Annotated in this window: 19 protein-coding genes; 7 read left to right on the forward strand and 12 right to left on the reverse strand. The window is 69.3% G+C overall.

All coding sequences use genetic code 11. From position 1 onward, the window contains the following. Window positions 1–76: 76 nt before the first annotated feature. Together H1Q64_RS05535 and H1Q64_RS05540 are read right to left on the reverse strand one after the other, a co-directional pair. Entirely contained in the window at window positions 77–1,315 is a 1,239-nt protein-coding gene (locus tag H1Q64_RS05535) for a class I SAM-dependent methyltransferase (protein WP_237904706.1), read from the reverse strand. A 104-nt stretch (window positions 1,316–1,419) separates the two neighbouring features. Beyond that, window positions 1,420–2,529 carry an asparaginase gene (locus H1Q64_RS05540; protein ID WP_237904707.1) on the reverse strand — a complete coding sequence of 370 codons (1,110 nt, stop codon included), beginning with the start codon at window positions 2,527–2,529 and terminating at the stop codon, window positions 1,420–1,422. A gap of 130 nt (window positions 2,530–2,659) precedes the next feature. Here H1Q64_RS05540 and H1Q64_RS05545 point away from each other — a divergent pair, with 130 nt between their 5' ends. After that, on the forward strand, window positions 2,660–3,244 hold the full coding sequence (locus tag H1Q64_RS05545) for an RNA methyltransferase (protein WP_114857863.1): 585 nt from the start codon (window positions 2,660–2,662) through the stop codon (window positions 3,242–3,244). A 50-nt stretch (window positions 3,245–3,294) separates the two neighbouring features. Here H1Q64_RS05545 and H1Q64_RS05550 read toward each other — a convergent pair whose 3' ends face one another. After that, on the reverse strand, window positions 3,295–3,981 hold the full coding sequence (locus H1Q64_RS05550) for a ChrR family anti-sigma-E factor (RefSeq protein WP_237904708.1): 687 nt from the start codon (window positions 3,979–3,981) through the stop codon (window positions 3,295–3,297). Continuing rightward, on the reverse strand, window positions 3,978–4,553 hold the full coding sequence (locus tag H1Q64_RS05555) for a sigma-70 family RNA polymerase sigma factor (RefSeq protein WP_237904709.1): 576 nt from the start codon (window positions 4,551–4,553) through the stop codon (window positions 3,978–3,980). Before H1Q64_RS05555 ends, H1Q64_RS05550 begins: the two co-directional genes overlap by 4 nt. 404 nt (window positions 4,554–4,957) lie before the next feature. Between H1Q64_RS05555 and H1Q64_RS05560 the strand changes: the two genes are divergently transcribed. From H1Q64_RS05560 to H1Q64_RS05580, 5 genes are all read left to right on the forward strand, one after another. Beyond that, window positions 4,958–5,506: an invasion associated locus B family protein gene (locus H1Q64_RS05560; protein WP_237904710.1), complete on the forward strand. Its 549-nt coding sequence runs from the start codon at window positions 4,958–4,960 to the stop codon at window positions 5,504–5,506. Window positions 5,507–5,584: 78 nt separating this feature from the next. Continuing rightward, window positions 5,585–6,754, forward strand: coding sequence for a 23S rRNA (adenine(2503)-C(2))-methyltransferase RlmN (gene rlmN / locus H1Q64_RS05565; protein ID WP_237904711.1), 1,170 nt, complete (start codon window positions 5,585–5,587; stop codon window positions 6,752–6,754). 27 nt (window positions 6,755–6,781) lie between these two features. Next, window positions 6,782–7,018, forward strand: a complete 237-nt coding sequence (locus H1Q64_RS05570) for a hypothetical protein (protein WP_014238704.1) — start codon at window positions 6,782–6,784, stop codon at window positions 7,016–7,018. Continuing rightward, window positions 7,018–7,329 carry a hypothetical protein gene (locus tag H1Q64_RS05575; RefSeq protein WP_114857868.1) on the forward strand — a complete coding sequence of 104 codons (312 nt, stop codon included), beginning with the start codon at window positions 7,018–7,020 and terminating at the stop codon, window positions 7,327–7,329. The genes H1Q64_RS05570 and H1Q64_RS05575 overlap by 1 nt, the downstream gene beginning before the upstream one ends. Window positions 7,330–7,407: 78 nt before the next feature. Beyond that, complete coding sequence (locus tag H1Q64_RS05580; RefSeq protein ID WP_237904712.1) at window positions 7,408–8,643, forward strand: argininosuccinate synthase; 1,236 nt, start codon at window positions 7,408–7,410, stop codon at window positions 8,641–8,643. Between the two features lie 79 nt (window positions 8,644–8,722). Here the strand turns inward: H1Q64_RS05580 and H1Q64_RS05585 are convergent, their stop codons facing one another. From H1Q64_RS05585 to H1Q64_RS05595, 3 genes are all read right to left on the reverse strand, one after another. Next, window positions 8,723–10,393, reverse strand: coding sequence for a methyl-accepting chemotaxis protein (locus H1Q64_RS05585; RefSeq protein ID WP_237904713.1), 1,671 nt, complete (start codon window positions 10,391–10,393; stop codon window positions 8,723–8,725). Between the two features lie 220 nt (window positions 10,394–10,613). After that, window positions 10,614–11,048, reverse strand: a complete 435-nt coding sequence (locus H1Q64_RS05590; protein ID WP_237904714.1) for a VOC family protein — start codon at window positions 11,046–11,048, stop codon at window positions 10,614–10,616. Then, window positions 11,049–11,462 carry a rhodanese-like domain-containing protein gene (locus H1Q64_RS05595; protein ID WP_237904715.1) on the reverse strand — a complete coding sequence of 138 codons (414 nt, stop codon included), beginning with the start codon at window positions 11,460–11,462 and terminating at the stop codon, window positions 11,049–11,051. It abuts the gene before it with no gap. 156 nt (window positions 11,463–11,618) lie between these two features. On the opposite strand from H1Q64_RS05595, the gene H1Q64_RS05600 reads away from it, so the two are divergent. After that, complete coding sequence (locus H1Q64_RS05600) at window positions 11,619–12,032, forward strand: YkvA family protein (protein WP_237904716.1); 414 nt, start codon at window positions 11,619–11,621, stop codon at window positions 12,030–12,032. A 4-nt stretch (window positions 12,033–12,036) separates the two neighbouring features. Here the strand turns inward: H1Q64_RS05600 and H1Q64_RS05605 are convergent, their stop codons facing one another. From H1Q64_RS05605 to H1Q64_RS05625, 5 genes are all read right to left on the reverse strand, one after another. Continuing rightward, the gene (locus H1Q64_RS05605; RefSeq protein WP_237904717.1) at window positions 12,037–12,966 is read right to left on the reverse strand and encodes a DMT family transporter; all 930 of its coding nucleotides are present in this window, start codon (window positions 12,964–12,966) and stop codon (window positions 12,037–12,039) included. A gap of 122 nt (window positions 12,967–13,088) precedes the next feature. Beyond that, window positions 13,089–14,531, reverse strand: a complete 1,443-nt coding sequence (gene ccmI, locus H1Q64_RS05610) for a c-type cytochrome biogenesis protein CcmI (protein ID WP_237904718.1) — start codon at window positions 14,529–14,531, stop codon at window positions 13,089–13,091. After that, the gene (locus H1Q64_RS05615) at window positions 14,531–15,019 is read right to left on the reverse strand and encodes a cytochrome c-type biogenesis protein (RefSeq protein WP_237904719.1); all 489 of its coding nucleotides are present in this window, start codon (window positions 15,017–15,019) and stop codon (window positions 14,531–14,533) included. The genes ccmI and H1Q64_RS05615 overlap by 1 nt, the downstream gene beginning before the upstream one ends. Further along, a complete protein-coding gene (locus H1Q64_RS05620; RefSeq protein WP_014238694.1) occupies window positions 15,016–15,552 on the reverse strand; it encodes a DsbE family thiol:disulfide interchange protein in 537 nt (178 codons plus the stop codon). Before H1Q64_RS05620 ends, H1Q64_RS05615 begins: the two co-directional genes overlap by 4 nt. 13 nt (window positions 15,553–15,565) lie before the next feature. Further along, entirely contained in the window at window positions 15,566–17,557 is a 1,992-nt protein-coding gene (locus H1Q64_RS05625; protein WP_237904720.1) for a heme lyase CcmF/NrfE family subunit, read from the reverse strand. Between the last annotated feature and the right edge of the window lie 20 nt (window positions 17,558–17,577).

Here is a 17,577-nt window from a genome sequence, read left to right on the forward strand (position 1 = left end):
ATGAACTTCCGCCGCCGGGGGCTCCCGGCGGCGGATTTTTCATGTCGGAGTCCCGACGACAGAGGCCGTGACGCGCTCAGCGGCGCAGATACATCTTGCCGACGCCGTTCAGCGCCGTGAAAAGCTGCGCGAACTGCGCCAGGAAAGCGTCCCAGGCCAGCGGCCCGGCCTTCTCCGCCACCGCCTGGTGGATGGCCCCCAGGCTGGTCCGCCCGTCCACCCGCGCCAGGATCGGCCCGGCCAGACGGGGCAGGGGCAGGGGGATGACCGCGCCCATCAGTTCGGCCTCCAGCACGCCGCCGGGGGGCAGGCCCTTGGCCAACGCGGCGCCGTCGAGGTCGCGCAGAACCGGCACCACCTCCGGCCCGTCGGGGCGGGCGACGGCGCCCTCGGCGTCCTCGGGGCGGACAAGATAGGCGATGTGCTTGGTCATGCTGCCGGTGACCTGCTCGGCCCAGGCGGCGCGCTCCAGCCGGGACAGCCCGTCCAGCCGCTTCAGCACGCGGGGGTCCTTCACCCAGACGGCGGGGTCGTAGCGGTAAGGGTCCACCAGCGCAGCGATGGCCAGACCGCCCACCGCGGCCAGCTCCGCCAACTCCGGCACGGTGAAGGGCCGGTCGCAGGAATGCAGCAGCAGGTCGTAGAGGTCGGCGTCGGCCTGTTTGTGGTCGTTGATGAAGGGGTTGCGCAGCAGCCAGTTGGACGTCGGCAGGCGCTCGATCAGCCTGCGGGCCAGCGCCACCCGCTCCTTCGGCGGCAGGTCCGCCGCGATGGTGCGCAGCGCCGCCTGCATGGGATAGACGCCGGTGCGCCCGTAAGGCGCGTAGACCATCAGCCCGATCCCGCCGCCCGGCTTCAGCGCACCGGCCAGCGAGCGGATGCCCGCCGCCGGCTCGTCCAGATGGTGCAGCACGCCGCAGCAGTCGACGTAGTCGAACGGCCCCCCCTCCTCCAACAGCCCGCCGAGGTCGAGCAGCGAGCCGCGGCGGAAGTCGATGTTGGTCAGCCCGCGCGCCTTGGCCCGTGCCTCGGCGATGTCCCGCGCGGCGTCGGAGAGGTCGAGATAGGTGACGTGCCCCGGATTGCCGGCGTCGGCCAGTTGCTGGGCGATCATGATTGTCCCGTCGCCGGTCCCGCCGCCGGCCACCAGCACCTTGAGGGGCTTGGCGTGGTCGATGCGCCCGCCGAAGACGTTGTGGTTCACCTCGTCCAGATGGCTGGGCGACCCGGTGATCAGGCGCTTTTTCTCGTCGGCGGGGTTGCGCGCGGGATAGGGGAAGGCTTCGTACTGGGCGCGCAGGGTGTCGATGCTCATGGATCAGGCAACCGGTCAGGTGGACGGGTGCCGGACCATAGCATCAACGCGGGGGAGGGTGGGGGGAGTGGTTGCGCTGCTCCCCCCACCCAACACCTCCAACCTTACCCCGCGGCACCCTCTGCCGGGCGGACCACGCCGACCTCCAGGCCGTTGCGGTTGGTCACCGGCTGGTTGATGAGCTGAGCGGCCCGCGCCCATTGCTCGTCCGACAGGACCTTGGTGGCGCGGATCAGGGCGGCCAGGGCGACCTCGCGGGCGCGCGGGGTGCCGTCGTCGATCTTCAGGGCGATGCCCAGGCCCTGTTTGGGCAGGACGGCGCAGCCCACGCCCTCGGCCCCGCCCTTGACCAGCACCAGCCCGCCCGCCGCCTGCATCATGCCGGTGTCGAAGCTGTCCTTGCCGGCGATCAGGTGCGGGTGCGACCGCCAGGCGCGGCGGATGCGGGCCACCGCCTCGGCGCGGGAGTCGGGCAGGTCCTTGGGGTCGCCGATGCGGGCCATGGCGTAGGCGATGGCGCCCAGCGGGATGCCGATGGTCGGAATGGCGCAGCCGTCGACGCCCCAGGGGGCCTGCGACAGGTCCTGGCCGGTCATCTGCTCCATCACGCCCAGGATGCGCTGCTGCACCGGGTGGTCGAAGCGGACATAGCCCTTGGTCGGCTCGCCCTTGTGCAGGGCGGTGGTCAGGAAGCCGGCGTGCTTGCCGGAGCAGTTGTTGTGGAAGGCGGTCGGCGTCTCGCCGTGACGGATCATCTCGTGGGCGGTCTCGGTGTCGGTCGGCAGATGCGCCCCGCACTCGTAATCGCCCACCGTCAGGCCGATGCGCTTTATCCAGGCCTCCGCGATGCGGGTGTGGCGGATCTCCCCATGGTGGGAGGAGCAGGCCAGCGCCAGCTCCTGGTCGCCCAGCTCGTAGGCGTCCAGCGCGCCCGTCTCGACGAGCGGGATCGCCTGGATGGCCTTGATGGCGGAGCGCGGGTAGACCGGCGCCTGGATGTCGCCCCACTGGGCCAGCACACGACCGTCGGAATCGACGATGCAGGCGCGCCCGCGATGGACGGATTCCACCATGCCGCCGCGCGTCACCTCGACGAGGATCGGCGCCTCCGGCGGTCCGGACAGGTCGGCGTGGACCTCGGCGGGTGGGGGATGGTCGGCGTGGCCGTGGTGGTCACCGTGGCCGCCGCAGCAGGAGGAATGGTCGTGGCTCATGGGTGGAGAGCTTGCCTCTGTCCGGGGCGCGAGGCAAGGTGTCGCACCGTCGGACCCGCCGGATCATGGCCGATTCGCGGCCGATTCTCGGTGTGTGTGCGGGCCGAAACTACGAGTGATTGTGCAAGCCATGCGTGGATATTTCGCCATCGGGGTGGAGCGGATCAGCAAGCCGGGCAATGTCGGCAATCTGATGCGCTCCGCCCACGCCTTCGGCGCCTCCTTCTTCTTCGCCATCGACCCGGAGCCCGACCTGCACGAGGCCCACATCGTGGACACGTCCGGCGCGTCGGAGCATCTGCCGCTCTACGTCTACGACCGGGTGGCCGATCTGGCCCTGCCCAAGGACTGCCAACTCGTCGGGGTGGAACTGACCGAGGACGCGGTGGAGCTGCCCAGCTTCCGCCACCCGACCCGCGCCGCCTATGTGCTGGGGCCGGAGCGCGGCAGCCTGTCCGAACCGCTGCTGGAGCGCTGCGACTTCACGGTGAAGATCCCGATGAAGTTCTGCATCAACGTCGGGGTGGCCGGCGCCCTGGTGATGTACGACCGGATGATCAGCCTGGGCCGCTTCGCCGAACGCCCGGTGCGCGTCGGCGGCCCGACCGAGCCGCTGCGCGATCACCAGCACGGCCGCCAGATCATGCGCAACCCGGAGCGCCGCCGCCGCATGCGCGGCATCCAGAAGCCGGTGATCGTCCGTGACGATGACTGATTTCGTCCGTGACGATGACTGATTTCGTCCGCGACGACGAGTGATCCGGCTCAGAACTTCACGAACGGGTTGAGGATCAGCCCCAGCGCGCCGGTGAAACGAAGCGGCGCGTCGGTCACCGCCAGGCACAGGCAGCCCTCGTCGTCGGCCACCGGGCGGTGGCGCACGGAGTCGTCGGCGACGGACAGGTCGCCGCGGGCGAACTGGCCGAGATCGTCGGTGAAGCCGCCGTCGAGCACCAGCGTCAGCTCGATCCCGCAGTGGGTGTGGTGGGGCGGCCCGACGCCGCTCGCCAGCCGCATCAGCCGGGCCTTGCCGCGGCGTTCGGAATCACAGCCGAAGCCGGACCCCAGCGGGATGTCGTAGCAGTCCATGCCGCGCATAAGCCGCTTCCAGGGCAGGCGCGACAGGTCGTTGCCGATGTAGCGGCGCAGCGGCTCGGGCAGCAGCGGCACTTCGGCCGGCTGGCAAACCAGCTTCGGCCGGGGCGCGCGGGGCAGGGGCGGCAAGTCGTCCAGCCGGGCGAGAACCGTCTCCAGGCAGGCGGGGTCGACCTCCTCCGGCTCGATGCTCTCCAGCAGGGCGCCGCCGACCGCCTCCATCTCGGCGACGTTCAGGCGGCAGCAGGGGCACAGCGCCAGATGCGTCGCCACGATCAGCGACGCCGCCTCACCCAGAGCGCCGCCGGCATAGTCGATCAGCAGGGTGTCGCCGGGATGGTGGGTGGGCACGGTCATCGGGAGTCCCTCATGGCCTTGCGCAGCCGCTCCATGGCCAGACGCAGGCGCGACTTGACGGTGCCCAGCGGAATGCCCTGTTCGGCGGAGATCTGGCTGTGCGGCTTGTCCTCGAAATAGGCCAGCCGCAGCAGGTCGGCCTGTTCCGGCGGCAGGGTCTTCAGCGCCGCTTTCAGGCGTCCGGCGGTTTCGCGCGCCGCCATCCCGTCGTCGGCGCTTTCCACCGGGGCGGGCACCAGCGTGGGGTCGGCGGGGTCGATCTCGGGCCGCTGTTCCCGCCGCAGCGCGTCGATCCGCCGGTTGCGGGCGATGGTGAACACCCAGGTGGCGGCGGACGCCTGGGTCGGGTCATAGGTTTCCGCGCGGCGCCACACCAACAGCATCACGTCCTGCACCAACTCCTCCGCACCGCCCGCATCGCAGCCCTGGCGGCGCAGATAGGCCTTCAACCGCGGGGCGAAATGCCCGAACAGGGCCGCGAAGGCCGTGCGGTCGCGGTCCCGCCCGACCGCGGTCAGCAGTTCTTCGAAGGTCCGGTCGGCGCCGGCGGCTGAGGAACCAAGATCCTGCATCCACGTCTTCGGGCACGTCTTCGGGAGCGCCGTCTCTGCGCGCATGGGCTTTGCGCACAAGGGCAAGCCCCGCATCACATGGTGCGCGGGGCGCCCCGCTGCAAAGCGTGTTTGGCGCTCCTCCGCGTCGTGTGCACCGTCGAGTGGTCGGGCGGCCAGTGGTCTTATGGGTGTGCTGCGGCGTTCGGTCCAGCGTTCGATGGACCTTCTACGCGTCCTGTTCTCGGTCGGATCACCGGCTTTCGACGCGAAATCGAGCGATCGATTGCAGGACCGCCTCGTGGAACAACCCGTGACTTCGCCGCCGGGACGGGGCGGCGGCCCTGGAAAGCCTCACCGAATTGGGGTAGGGTCCGACCCACTCCCGAACCCGTCCGCAAAACCATTCGAGCCTTCGCCAACCGATGTTGCCCATTCGCACCATCCGTCGCACCGCCGGCGCCGCTCTGCTTCTGGCCGGTCCGATCCTCGCCGCAACCGTTACCACGGCCGGCGCCGCCGACCCGCGCCTGCTGGGGACCTTCAAGGACTGGAACGCCTTCGCCTTCGACGAAGGCGGGCACAAGGTCTGCTATCTGTCCAGCCAGCCCAAGAAGAAGGAGCCCGCCGCGGCCAAGCGCGGGGACATCTATGTGCTGGTCACCCACCGCCCGGCGGAAAAGGCGCTGGACGTCGTCAGCGTCGTCGTCGGCTACCCCCTCAAGAAGGACAGCGAGTCCACGTTGGACGTGGCCGGCAAGTCCTTCAAGCTGTTCACCGACGGCGAGACCGCCTGGGCGCGCGACGCCGACACCGACAAGGCCGTCACCGCCGCGATGCGCGACGCCAAGGGCAAGTCCATGGTGGTGAAGGGTGTTTCGGCCCGCGGCACGAAGACCACCGACACCTACGGCACCGACGGCTTCGCCCAGGCTTACGACGCGATCAACCAGGCCTGCGGCGTGAAGCGCTGAGCAGCGCTGCTCTTTTCACTTGGTCGCTCCTCGTTTCGTCTTTTGACTCCGGACGCTCGTGGCCCTATTTAGGGGGCCATGAGCGCCTCCAACCATGCTGCTGCCTTTGCCCTGCCGGCGACCGACGCTGACGGGCGCAAGAACCTTGTCGGCCTGTCCCGCGACGAGCTGGAAGCCGAAATGCTGTCCGTCGGCCTGGAGAAATTCCGGGCCCGCCAGCTCTGGCACTGGATCTACCACCGCGGAGCCACCGACTTCGCGGTGATGACCACGCTCGCCAAGCCGGTGCGCGAGAAGTTGGCGGAAAGCTACGCCGTGGCCCGCCCGACGGTCGTGCGCGACCTGAAGTCGGTGGACGGCACGCGCAAGTGGCTGCTGCGTATGCCCGACGGCCAGGAGGTGGAGAGCGTCCACATCCCTGAGGAGGACCGCGGCACGCTCTGCGTCTCCTCGCAGGTCGGCTGCACGCTGACCTGCCGCTTCTGCCACACCGGCACGCAGCGTCTGGTGCGCAACCTCGACGCCTCGGAGATCGTGGCGCAGGTCATGCTGGCCCGCGACGCGCTCGGCGAATGGCCGGCGCCGCCGGACGGGCGGATGATCTCCAACATCGTCATGATGGGGATGGGGGAGCCGCTCTTTAACTACGAGAACGTCGCCAAGGCGCTGAAGATCGTTATGGACGGCGACGGGATCTCGATCTCGAAGCGCCGCATCACGCTTTCGACCTCCGGCGTCGTCCCGGCCATGAAGCGCTGCGGCGAGGAGCTGAACGTCAACCTCGCCGTCAGCCTGCACGCCGTGACGGACGAGCTGCGCGACATCATCATGCCCATTAACCGGAAATATCCGCTGAAGGAGCTGATGGACGCCTGCCGCAATTACCCCGGCCTGAACAACGCGCGGCGCATCACCTTCGAATACGTGATGCTGAAGGGCATCAACGACAGCCCGGCGGACGCCCGCGCCCTGGTCAAGTTGCTGGAGGGCATCCCGTCGAAGATCAACCTGATCCCCTTCAACCCCTGGCCGGGCGCACCCTACGAGCGTTCGGCCGACCGGGCGATCCAGGTCTTCGGCGATATCGTCAACAACGCCGGCTACGCCAGCCCCGTCCGCACCACCCGCGGCGAGGACATCATGGCCGCCTGCGGCCAGTTGAAGAGCGCGTCCGTCCGCCTGTCCGCTGCCGACCGCGCCGCCATCGAGAAGGTGCTGGCCGAGAAGGACGCGGCGCTGGCCGGATAAGGCCGGAATTATCCCTGGGAGTGCTCCGTGCCTGAGTTCGCCGTCGATCCCGGCCTGATCCTGTTCCTGTTCAACGCGGCGGCGGTCTGGCCGCTGATGCGCATCTTCCGCCGGGCGGGCTTCTCGCCCTGGTGGGCGCTGGTGATCTTCGTGCCGGTGATCGGGCTGGTCGGCGTGCTGGGCCTGCTGACGGTGCGGCGCTGGCCGGCGCGGGTCCTGGTCGACGGGCCGGCGCGGCCGCGCAAGGCGCGGAGGGCCGCGTGATGGAGATGCTCGATTCCGTCGTGGCCCTGCTCAACGCCGTCTATTGGCAGCCCTGGGCGGCGATCATGTCCACCGACCCGTGGACGGCCAACCTCGTCATGGCGATCCTGCTGATGCTGAAGCTGATCTTCGGCGGTTGGGTGCTGGCCAAGGGCGGGCGCAGCCCGCTGTGGGCGCTGGTCCTGCTGATCAACGGGGCGGACATCCTGGCGATGTGGCTCTACGCCTACATCCGCTGGCCCTTCGTGGACCGGGCGCCCGCCCGCCCCGCCGCGGAGAGCACCGTTGCGGCCGACGCCGGAACGGATTGAGCGGGACCGATTGATTCGCTCCTGCCGTAGGGCTACTGTCCGGCACCGATATTTTTCCCCACCCGCGTGAGTAGTCCCATGAGCGGTGCGTCCGGCAAACAGATCAAGAAAGTGGTGCTCGCCTATTCGGGCGGCCTCGACACCTCGGTGATCCTGAAGTGGCTTCAGGAAACCTATCAATGCGAGGTGGTGACCTTCACCGCCGACCTCGGCCAGGGCGAGGAGCTGGAGCCGGCGCGCAAGAAGGCCGAGCTTCTGGGCATCAAGCCGGAAAACATCTTCATCGATGACCTGCGCGAGGAATTCGTGCGGGACTTCGTGTTCCCGATGTTCCGCGCCAACACCCTCTATGAGGGCACCTACCTGCTCGGCACCTCGATCGCGCGGCCGCTGATCGCCAAGCGCCAGATCGAGATCGCCAACCAGGTCGGCGCCGACGCCGTGGCCCACGGCGCCACCGGCAAGGGCAACGATCAGGTCCGCTTCGAGCTGGGCTACTACGCGCTCCGCCCGGACATCAAGATCATCGCCCCGTGGCGCGAGTGGGATCTGAACAGCCGGACCCGGCTGATCGACTACGCCGAGAAGAACCAGATCCCGATCGCCAAGGACAAGCGCGGCGAGGCCCCGTACTCGACCGACGCCAACCTCCTGCACATCTCCTACGAGGGGAAGGCGCTGGAGGACCCGTGGGTCGAGCCGTTCGAGGACATGTACACCCGCTCCGTCGCCCTGGAGAAGGCCCCGGACACCCCGACCTACGTCGAGGTCGAGTTCAAGCGCGGCGACGCCGTGGCCATCGACGGCAAGGCCCTGTCCCCGGCGGCCCTGCTGACCGAGCTGAACCGCCTGGGCGGCGAGAACGGCATCGGCCGCCTCGACCTCGTCGAGAACCGCTATGTCGGCATGAAGTCGCGCGGCGTGTACGAGACGCCGGGCGGCACCATCCTGCTGGCCGCTCACCGCGCGATGGAGAGCATCACGCTCGACCGCGGCGCCGGCCATCTGAAGGATGAGTTGATGCCGCGCTACGCCGAGCTGATCTACTGCGGCTACTGGTTCAGCCCGGAGCGTCTGGCGCTCCAGGCCCTGATCGACCAGACCCAGGAGCCGGTGAACGGCGTGGTCCGCCTGAAGCTGTTCAAGGGCAACGTCACGGTCGTCGGCCGCAAGTCGCCGAACAGCCTCTACCGCATGGACTATGTGACGTTCGAGGAAGACAGCGTCTACAACCAGAAGGACGCGGAAGGCTTCATCAAGCTGAACGCGCTCCGCCTGCGTCTGGGCGCCATGGCCCGCGCGAACGTCAAGTAAGCGCGAGACCCGTTGCGGATGTGGAACGAGGGGGCTTGGGCCCCCTCGTTTCGTTTTGGGAATGGCCGTGGGGCGGCGCTCACGCCGCCCGGATGTTGACGAGGAAGCGCTCGACCTCCAGGCGGAGCGTTTCCGCCTGCCGGCTGAGTTCCTCGGCGGACGACAGCACCTGGGAAGCGGCCGACCCGGTCTCCACCGCGGCCTGATGGACCTGGACGATGCTGCCCGACACCTCCGTCGTGCCGTGGGCGGCCTGCTGGACGTTGCGGGCGATCTCTCCCGTGGCCGCGCCCTGCTCCTCCACCGCGGCGGCGATGGTGGTGGCGATGCCGTTGATCTCGCCGATCGTCCCGCCGATGATCTTGATGGCGCGGACGGTTTCGGTGGTCACGCCCTGGATCGTCTGGATCTGGGTGGCGATCTCCTCGGTCGCCTTGGCCGTCTGGTTGGCCAGCGACTTGACCTCCGAGGCCACCACGGCGAAGCCCTTTCCGGCCTCCCCGGCGCGCGCGGCCTCGATGGTGGCGTTGAGCGCCAGCAGGTTGGTCTGGTCGGCGATGGCCTTGATGAGCCCGACCACCTCGCCGATCTTCTGACCGGCCTCCGCCAGCCCCTGGACCGTCCGGTCGGTGCGGGCGGCCTCCTCCACGGCGTTGCCGGCGATGGTGGTGGAGGTCGCGACGTGGCGGCCGATCTCGGTGATGGAGGCGGACAGCTCCTCGGTGGCCCCGGCGACCGCCTGGACGTTGGTGGTCGCCTGCTCCGACGCGGCAGCGACCGTCGACGCCTGCCGGCTGGTCTCCTCGGCGGTGGACGACATGGACTCCGCGGTGGCGCGCATCTCGGTGGCGGCGGAGGCCAGCATCTTCAGCGTCGCGTGAACTGTGTTGTCGAAGCCGACGATGTATGTCTCCACGAGCGTTTGCCGGGCTTCCTTGCGAGCCTGCTCCTGGCGCTGCTCCTCCTCCATCCGGCGGTTCGCGACGGCGGAGTCCTTGAACACCGCCAGCGAGCGGGCGAGCGTGCCGACCTCGTCCTTCCGGTCCGTGCCGTCGACGGTGATGCCGAGATCGCCCTTGGCGAGGCGCTGCATGAGTTCGGCCATGGCGCGCAGCGGGCCGACCACGCGGAACAGCGTCGTCGTCACGGCAAAGGCCGCGGCGATCACGCCGAACAGCACCGCGATCCCCAAGATCCAGCGGGAGGCGTCGTAAGCGGCGTTGGTCCGCCCATACTCGGCCTCGGCCTCCTTCAACTGCAGGTCGACCAGCTTGCCGACGGCCGCCGCCACCGGGTCGATGCTGGGGTAGAGCGTGGACACCGCGAAGGCGTCGAGCGCGGCCTGATCCCTGGCCTGCATCAGCGCGCGGGCGGTCGTCGCGGCGGCGCGCGCCTTGCCCATGTGGCGCTCGGCCTCGTTCGCCAGCTCCTTTTCGCGGGCGTTCATCGAAGTGGTCGTGAAGGCCGACCAGCGCGTCGCGATCTCGCCGAGCGCGGCATCGATGGATTTGAGACCGCCTTCCCACGTCTCGGCGCCGCCGCGCACCTTGTGCGTGGTGTCGACGATGTTGACGGCGAACATATCGGAGACGACCTTCAGGTCGCGCAGCGGGACGACGCGGTCCTTGAACACCGTCTCCATGCCCTGGTGCGACTGCCCAAGGGCCAGCCAGCCGGTGGCCGCAATCGCGAAAAGAAAGAAGCACAGAACAGAGAGGGCAACCAAAAGGCGTGCTTTGACCGTAGACATCGGCTGGTTCCACGATGCGTTGACGTTGCAGGTCATTGCATCGTGGATGGTACATATTAATATTGGTCTACATTTTAACGAAAATATATTTCGTCAAAAAGTAACATTCCTCGTTTTTGAACGACACCGTCATGGGTGTCATGACGGTGTCCTGCTCCGAACGGCGTCAGATGCCTCCACCGCATCTTCGATCAAAGATTGCAGATGGACGACGTGCCGCTTACCCTTCCAGCCTGAAGCTCCCGTCCTCGCCCAGCGCAGCGAAGGGGTTCCAGGCGACCTCCCAGGGATGGCCGTCCGGATCGGCGAAATAGCCGCTGTAGCCGCCCCAGAAGACCTCCTGCGCCGGCTTCAGGATGCGCCCGCCGGCCCGCTCGGCCTGGGCCATCACGGCGTCCACCTCGGCCTTGCTGCGCAGGTTGTGGGCCAGCGTGATGCCGCCGAAGCCCGAGGTCGGGCCGGACTCCGCCAGATGCGCGTCCTCGGCCAGCGCCTCCCGCCCGAACAGGGCGAGCGCCACGCCACCCAACTGGTAGAAGGTGATGGCATTCTGGCTGACCGGGGAGGGGGTCCAGCCCAGCCCCTCCTCGTAGAAGCGGCGGCTGCGAGCGAGGTCGGCAACGCCCAGAGTGATCAGGCTGACTCTTTGTTCCATTCAGCTGCCCTTCCGTTCCATGGCGGGCGGCATGGCGACGGGCAGCCCGGCCTCCTTCCAGCCCTTGAAGCCGCCTTCGAGGTGGCAGACGTTCTCCAGCCCCATCGACTGCACGGTGTCGGTGGCGAGCGCCGAGCGCCAGCCGCTGGCGCAGTAGAAGACGAAGCGCTTGCCCGACGCGAAGACCGGCTTGTGATAGGGGCTGTCCGGGTCCACCCAGAATTCCAGCATGCCGCGGGTGGCCGGGAAGGCGCCGGGAATCATGCCGTCGCGCGTCAGCTCGCGCGGGTCACGGATGTCGACGAAGACCACGTCGGGGTCACCGTGCAGCGACAGCGCCTCCTGTGGCGTGATCGCCTCGATGCGGGCGTTCGCTTCGGCCAGCAACTCCTTGTAGCCCTTCTTCATCGGCATGGCGGTTTCCTCCTTCTGACCCTTTGGCCGTAGTCGAACCCTTGGCGGGACCGTTGGCGCGTCTGCGCTGTTGTCACTCCACGCAACTGTGCAACAGGCCGCCCCGCCCGGTCCACCGGGAAGGGCGGCCGGTGCAGGGGGAGCCCAGGGAAAGCCATGCCGATCGCCACCGACGGACCCACCGAAGCCGCCGCCGCTTTGCCCACCGTCATTGATCCCGTCCGCGTGGAGCGGAACGAGCGCTACGTCCGCCGCCGCTTCTGGAACACGCTGCGCGCCAACCTGCACCGCGTTCCCTTCCTGGAGCAGGCGCTGGCCGCCTTCTTCTGCGCGACCGACCCGCAGACTCCCTTCAAGGCGAAGGCGATCCTGATGGCGGCGCTGGCCTATTTCGTGCTGCCCGCGGATTCGATCCCGGACTGGCTGATCGCGGTCGGTTTCGTGGACGACGCAGCGGTTCTGGCCACGGCCGTCCATGCGGTGCGGAGCAATCTGAAGCCCGAGCATGAGGATCGCGCACGCGCCGCCCTGCGCAAGGAACAGCAGATGAAGCCTGCCGCGGAGCATTGACGGCTCACGCCTTGGCCGCACTCCGCTCCGCGCGTGACTGCGCGGCGTCGCGGTGCGCGGTGTAGAGGGCGGAGGCGGCGATCACCCCGGCGCCGACCCAGCCCCACAGGTCCATGGCCTCCCCGAACAGCGGCCAGGCGAGCAGGGCGGTGAAGGGCAGGCGGGCGTAATCGTAGGGCATCATCGCCGAAGCCGGTGCCAGCTTGAAGGCGCGGGTCATCGCCAATTGCCCCAGCGTCAGGATGCCGCCCAGCAGGACGAGCCAGCCGAGTGCCGTCCAGCTCGGCCACTCCCACACGAACAGGGCCGGCACCAGCGCCATCGGGGTCAGGAACAGCCCCATGTAGGCGACCACCACCATCACCCCGTCGGAGGTCGCCAGCGCCCGCACCTGGAGCGTGGTGGCGGCGGCGGCGACGCAATGCAGAAGCATGACGAGGATCGCCGGGTCCAGGGTGGTGTCGCCGGGGCGGACGACGATCATCACCCCGGCCAGCCCGACCAGGACGGCGGCCCAGCGCCGCGCCCGCACCGTCTCGTTCAGGAACAGCGCGGCTCCGGCGGTGACGAAAAGGGGAATGGTGAAGCTGAGCGCCGTGGCGTCCGGCAACGGCATGTGGGTGACGCTGTAGAACCAGCACAGCATCGCCACCAGGCTGGTCGCCGAGCGTGAGGCGTACAGCCCCGCCCGCCCGGTGCGCAGCCGCCCCAGCCCCACCGCCGCGATCCAGGGCAGCATGAACATCAGGCTGAACAGGTTGCGGAAGAAGACGATCTCGAAGGGATGCAACTCGCCGCTGACGTGGCGGATCATCGCGTTGCCGATGGCGATGAACAGGGCGGCCCCCAGCATCCAGAAGGCCGCCTCCAGCGGCTTTCCCGCCATGCCGGGGCCGGTGGCGGGACCTTTGGCGGTGAGCGCGTGGGTGGGCAATCGGTCGCGTCCCTGGCGGATCGGCCTGCGGGTGGCGCTCCATTGCCGGAAACGCCACCCCAGCGTGCATCGCTATCCTGCTCTTCGGACCGGCCAGGGTGCAAGGGACATTCGGGAGAGGATCAGCCGCCGGCCTTCAGCGACTCGAGGCGGGCGCGAATCAGCGTGTACTCGGGCTCCTCCGGCTTGAACTGGGCCAGCAGGCGGGTCCAGAGATCGGTAGCCTCGGCGGTCTGGCCGACGCCGGCGGCGTTCAGGCCGAGCAGCCAGAGCGCGTCGCGGTTGTCGGGTTCGGCCGCCAGCGCCTGACGGAGCGAGGCGACGGCCTCCTCCGGCATCGGACCGGGCTTGCTGCTCCGCGGCTCCGCCGACAACAGGGCGGAGGCGTAGGCAACCAACACGTCGGGCCGCGTGGGCGCCCGCTCCCGCGCCTTGCGGGCGGCGTCGATGGCCTTCGCCGACTCGCCCATCACGCCGTAGGAGCGCGACAGCCGCAGCCAGCCGTCCACGTCGTCCGGGTTGGCCTCCAGCCGGGCGGCCAGCCCGTCGACCATGCCGCGGATCATCTGCTGCTGGTCCTCGCCCTCGGTCTGACCTTGCGCTTGGCCCTGACCCTGATTCTGGCCCTGGTTTTGGGCGACCGGCGGCTGTTGCTGGGCGGGCAGTGGCTCCGGCGTCACCTTGGCCGGGTCGAGGTTCAGCGCCTTGGCGGCCTCCGCGATCTGCGTCCGGACGACCGGCACCCAGGGGGCGTCGGCGTGGGACTCGGCGAGCAGGGCACTCCAGCGTTCCAGAGCGTCCTTGGTGTCGCCGGCCTGGAAGCGGGCCAGCGCGGCGTAGAAGCGGGCGCGCGGCTCCGTCGGGTCCTTCGCCAGCACACGGTCGAAGGTCTTGCGGGCCTCGTCCGGCACGGTGCCGCCGTTGGCCGAGATCAGGACCTCGCCGTAGCTGCCGAGAAGCTCCAGATCGTCGCCGGCCAGGGCCACGGCCTTGCCCAGCGCGTCGGCGGCTTCGGGCAGGCGGCCCATCTTGGCGTAGGCTTGGCCGAGGATGGCCCAGCCCTGCGGGTCGTCGGGGGTCTCGGCGAGTTGGGCCTTCAGCTTGTCCATCGCCGCCAGCACGTTCTTCGGCGGCCCGCCGCGCTCATGGTCAAGGTTGCGCGAGGCCAGCGGCTGGGCCGGCAGCTCCGGGCGGCCGAGCTTGCCGTAGACGGCCAGCGTGCCGAGCGGCAGCAGAACGGCCAGCAGGGCGGCCAGCGCCATCGCACTGCGCGGGGCGCGGGCGGCGGGCGCCTTGCCTTTCGCGCTGCCCTTCGCCGATCCCTTGCCGCGGTCGGCGATGGCCAGCATGCGGCGGCCGATCTCGGCGCGGGCGGCGGCGGCCTGCGCCTCGCTGATCAGACCGCGGCCCTGGTCGCGCTCCAGCTCGCCCAGCTGGTCGCGGTAGACCTCAAGGTCGTAGGCGGCGCGCTCCTCGGCGGCGCCCTCGGGCTTCCTCAGCAGCGGCGGCACGATCAGCAGCACCACGGCCGCTGTCAGGGCAGCGGCGACGATCCAGAACAGCATCAGGCTTTGTCCTTGCGGAGCAGGGCGTCCAGGCGCCGCCGCTCGTCCTCGGTCAGCGGGGCGGTGTCGCCGCCCGCAGCAACGGCAGCCCCTTTCCGCCCGCGCAGGTACAGGGCCGTGGCGACACCGCCGATGGCCAGGATCACGAAGGGACCGATCCACAGGAACAGCGTCGTCGCCTTGAAGGGCGGGCGCAGCAGCACATAGTCGCCGTAACGGTCGGTGACGAAGCTCAGCACCTGCTGGTTGCTGTCGCCGGCGGTCAGCCGCTCGCGGACCAGCACGCGCAGGTCGCGGGCGAGCGGGGCGTTGGAATCGTCGATCGACTGGTTCTGGCAGACGAGGCAGCGCAGATCCTTGCTGATCTCCCGCGCGCGGCCCTCCAGCGCCGGGTCCTTCAGCACCTCGTCGGGCTGGACGGCGGAGGCCGAGACGGGACTCAGGGCGAGCAGGGCGGCCGTCAGGGTCGCGGAAAGGAGGGCTCTCACGACGCGCTCCGCAGATGCTTGACCATGGGCAGGATCTGCTCCTCGACCACCTGCGGGGTCAGGGGGCCGACATGCTTGAAGCGGATGCGGCCCTGGCGGTCGAGCAGGAAGGTCTCCGGCACGCCGTAGACCCCCCAGTCGATGGACACGCGGCCGTCCAGGTCGACGCCGATGCTGGCGTAGGGATCGCCGTTGCGGTTCAGCCAGGCGATGGCGTCCTCCGCCTTGTCCTTGTGGTTGATGCCGCGCACCGTCACGCCCTGCTCGCGGGCCAGCCGGGTGATGATCGGGTGCTCGGCCTTACAGGGGATGCACCAGGAGGCGAAGACGTTCACCAGCGTGACGTCGCCCTTCAGCGTCGCGTTGGACAGCCCTTCCTTGTGGCCCGGCAGCGGCGGCAGCGAGAATTCCGGCGCCGGCTTGTCGATCAGGGCGGAGGGGATGTCGCGCGGGTCGCGGTCGAACCCGCGCAGGAAGGCCACGCCGACACCGACGAACAGCAGCAGCGGCAACAGATAGATCAGGCGGCGCATCGGAAGCGTGTCCTTACTCGGCGGGCTGAAGATTGCCCTTGGCGGCGCGGCGGCGCTCCGGGGCGCCGACGCGGAAGCGGCGGTCTGACAGGCTGACCAGCCCGCCCAGCATCATCCCCAGCGAGCCGATCCATATCCACGGCACCAGCGGGTGGTGGTACAGCCGCACGGTCCAGGCCGTGCCGTTCTGCGTCGGGTCGCCCAGCGCCACATAGACGTCGGACAGCCAGGTGGTGTGGATCGCCGCCTCGGTCGTCGTCATGCGGGTGACCGGGTAGCTGCGGCGCTGCGGCGTCAGGGTGGCGATGTGCTTGCCGTCGCGGGTGACGGTGAAGACGCCCTGCTCGGCGCTGTAGTTCGGCCCCTGCATCGTGCCGACGCGGTCGAAATGCACGGCGTAGGCGCCGACCGTGGCGTTGTCGCCCGGCTTCATCGCCTGGATGGTCTCGCTCTGCCAGGCCGAGGTGCCGGTCATGCCGGCGATGGCGATGCCCATGGAGGCGTGGGCGATGGTCATGCCCCAGGCGCTGCGCGGCAGGTTGACCGCGCGGTTCCAGCTGTCCTTCACCGGGATGCGGAACAGGCGGATGCGCTCCGCGAACTCGGCCAGCGAGCCGAAGAAGGCCCAGGCGGCGAGCGCGACCCCGACCAGCGCCAGCAGCGGCCCGCCGCCGTTGGTGACGTAGGCGGCGATGGCGACGCAGGCCACGGTCGCCACGCCCGCCGTCCACAGCCGGGTCAGGGCGCCCAGCAGGTCGGCGCGCTTCCAGGCCAGGAAGGGGCCGACCACCATGGCGATCACCATCGGGATGGCGACGGGGATGAAGGTGGCGTTGAAGAAGGGCGGGCCGACCGACACCTTGCCGAGGTCGAGCACGTCGAGGAACAGCGGGTAGAGCGTGCCGATGAAGACCGTCGCCGTCGCGGTGGACAGCAGCAGGTTGTTCAGCACCAGCGAGCCCTCACGGCTGACCGGGGCGAACAGGCCGCCGGTCTTCAGGCTGGGCGCCCGCACGGAGTAGAGCAGCAGCGAGCCGCCGGTGGCGATCGCCAGCAGGACCAGGATGAAGACGCCGCGCGCCGGGTCCACCGCGAAGGCGTGGACCGAGGTCAGGATGCCTGACCGCACCAGGAAGGTGCCCATCAGCGACAGCGAGAAGGTGATGATCGCCAGCAGGATGGTCCAGGTCTTCAGCGCGTCACGCTTCTCCACCACGATGGCGGAGTGCAGCAGCGCGGTGCCGGCCAGCCAGGGCATGAAGGAGGCGTTCTCGACCGGGTCCCAGTACCACCAGCCGCCCCAGCCCAACTCGTAATAGGCCCACCATGAGCCGAGCGCGATGCCGGCGGTCAGGGTCGACCAGGCGGCCAGCGTCCAGGGACGCACCCAGCGCGCCCAGGCCGGGTCCACCCGCCCTTCGATCAGGGCGGCGACCGCGAAGGAGAAGGCGATGGAGAAGCCGACATAGCCCGCGTAGAGGAAGGGCGGGTGGAAGGCGAGGCCGGGGTCCTGCAGCAGCGGGTTCAGGTCGTTGCCGTCGAGCGGCGCCGGAACCACGCGGATGAAGGGGTTGGAGGTGATCAGGATGAACAGCAGGAAGCCGACGCCGATCATGCCCTGGACGGAGATGACGCGGGCCTTCAGCGAGGGCGGCAGGTTGCGCCCGAAGATGCCGACCGCCGCGCCGAACGCGGTCAGCATGACGACCCACAGCATCATCGAGCCTTCGTGGTTCCCCCACACGCCCGACACCTTGTAGAGCATCGGCTTCATCGAGTGGCTGTTCTGGACCACGTTCGACACGCTGAAGTCCGACACCACATGCGCCCAGGTCAGGGCGCCGTAGGCGACCAGCACCAGCAGCAACTGCGCGACGGCGGCGGGGCGGGCGACGCCCATCCAGGCGGAGTTGCCGGTGGCGGCGCCGACCAGGGGGACGCCGGACTGCACCAGCGCCACGAACAGCGCCAGCACCAGCGCGTAATGGCCGAGTTCGGGAATCACGGGCCCGATGCTCCCTAAAA

The organism is Azospirillum brasilense (genome assembly GCF_022023855.1).
Classification (GTDB): domain Bacteria; phylum Pseudomonadota; class Alphaproteobacteria; order Azospirillales; family Azospirillaceae; genus Azospirillum; species Azospirillum brasilense_F.

Excerpts from the sequence above, each read along its gene's own strand:
- H1Q64_RS05535 (WP_237904706.1), bottom strand. The coding sequence starts at position 1,315 with ATGAGCATCGACACCCTGCGCGCCCAGTACGAAGCCTTCCCCTATCCC.
- H1Q64_RS05540 (WP_237904707.1), bottom strand. The coding sequence starts at position 2,529 with ATGAGCCACGACCATTCCTCCTGCTGCGGCGGCCACGGTGACCACCAC.
- H1Q64_RS05545 (WP_114857863.1), top strand. The coding sequence starts at position 2,660 with ATGCGTGGATATTTCGCCATCGGGGTGGAGCGGATCAGCAAGCCGGGC.
- H1Q64_RS05550 (WP_237904708.1), bottom strand. The coding sequence starts at position 3,981 with ATGACCGTGCCCACCCACCATCCCGGCGACACCCTGCTGATCGACTAT.
- H1Q64_RS05555 (WP_237904709.1), bottom strand. The coding sequence starts at position 4,553 with ATGCAGGATCTTGGTTCCTCAGCCGCCGGCGCCGACCGGACCTTCGAA.
- H1Q64_RS05560 (WP_237904710.1), top strand. The coding sequence starts at position 4,958 with ATGTTGCCCATTCGCACCATCCGTCGCACCGCCGGCGCCGCTCTGCTT.
- rlmN (WP_237904711.1), top strand. The coding sequence starts at position 5,585 with ATGAGCGCCTCCAACCATGCTGCTGCCTTTGCCCTGCCGGCGACCGAC.
- H1Q64_RS05575 (WP_114857868.1), top strand. The coding sequence starts at position 7,018 with ATGGAGATGCTCGATTCCGTCGTGGCCCTGCTCAACGCCGTCTATTGG.
- H1Q64_RS05580 (WP_237904712.1), top strand. The coding sequence starts at position 7,408 with ATGAGCGGTGCGTCCGGCAAACAGATCAAGAAAGTGGTGCTCGCCTAT.
- H1Q64_RS05585 (WP_237904713.1), bottom strand. The coding sequence starts at position 10,393 with ATGTCTACGGTCAAAGCACGCCTTTTGGTTGCCCTCTCTGTTCTGTGC.
- H1Q64_RS05590 (WP_237904714.1), bottom strand. The coding sequence starts at position 11,048 with ATGGAACAAAGAGTCAGCCTGATCACTCTGGGCGTTGCCGACCTCGCT.
- H1Q64_RS05595 (WP_237904715.1), bottom strand. The coding sequence starts at position 11,462 with ATGCCGATGAAGAAGGGCTACAAGGAGTTGCTGGCCGAAGCGAACGCC.
- H1Q64_RS05600 (WP_237904716.1), top strand. The coding sequence starts at position 11,619 with ATGCCGATCGCCACCGACGGACCCACCGAAGCCGCCGCCGCTTTGCCC.
- ccmI (WP_237904718.1), bottom strand. The coding sequence starts at position 14,531 with ATGCTGTTCTGGATCGTCGCCGCTGCCCTGACAGCGGCCGTGGTGCTG.
- H1Q64_RS05620 (WP_014238694.1), bottom strand. The coding sequence starts at position 15,552 with ATGCGCCGCCTGATCTATCTGTTGCCGCTGCTGCTGTTCGTCGGTGTC.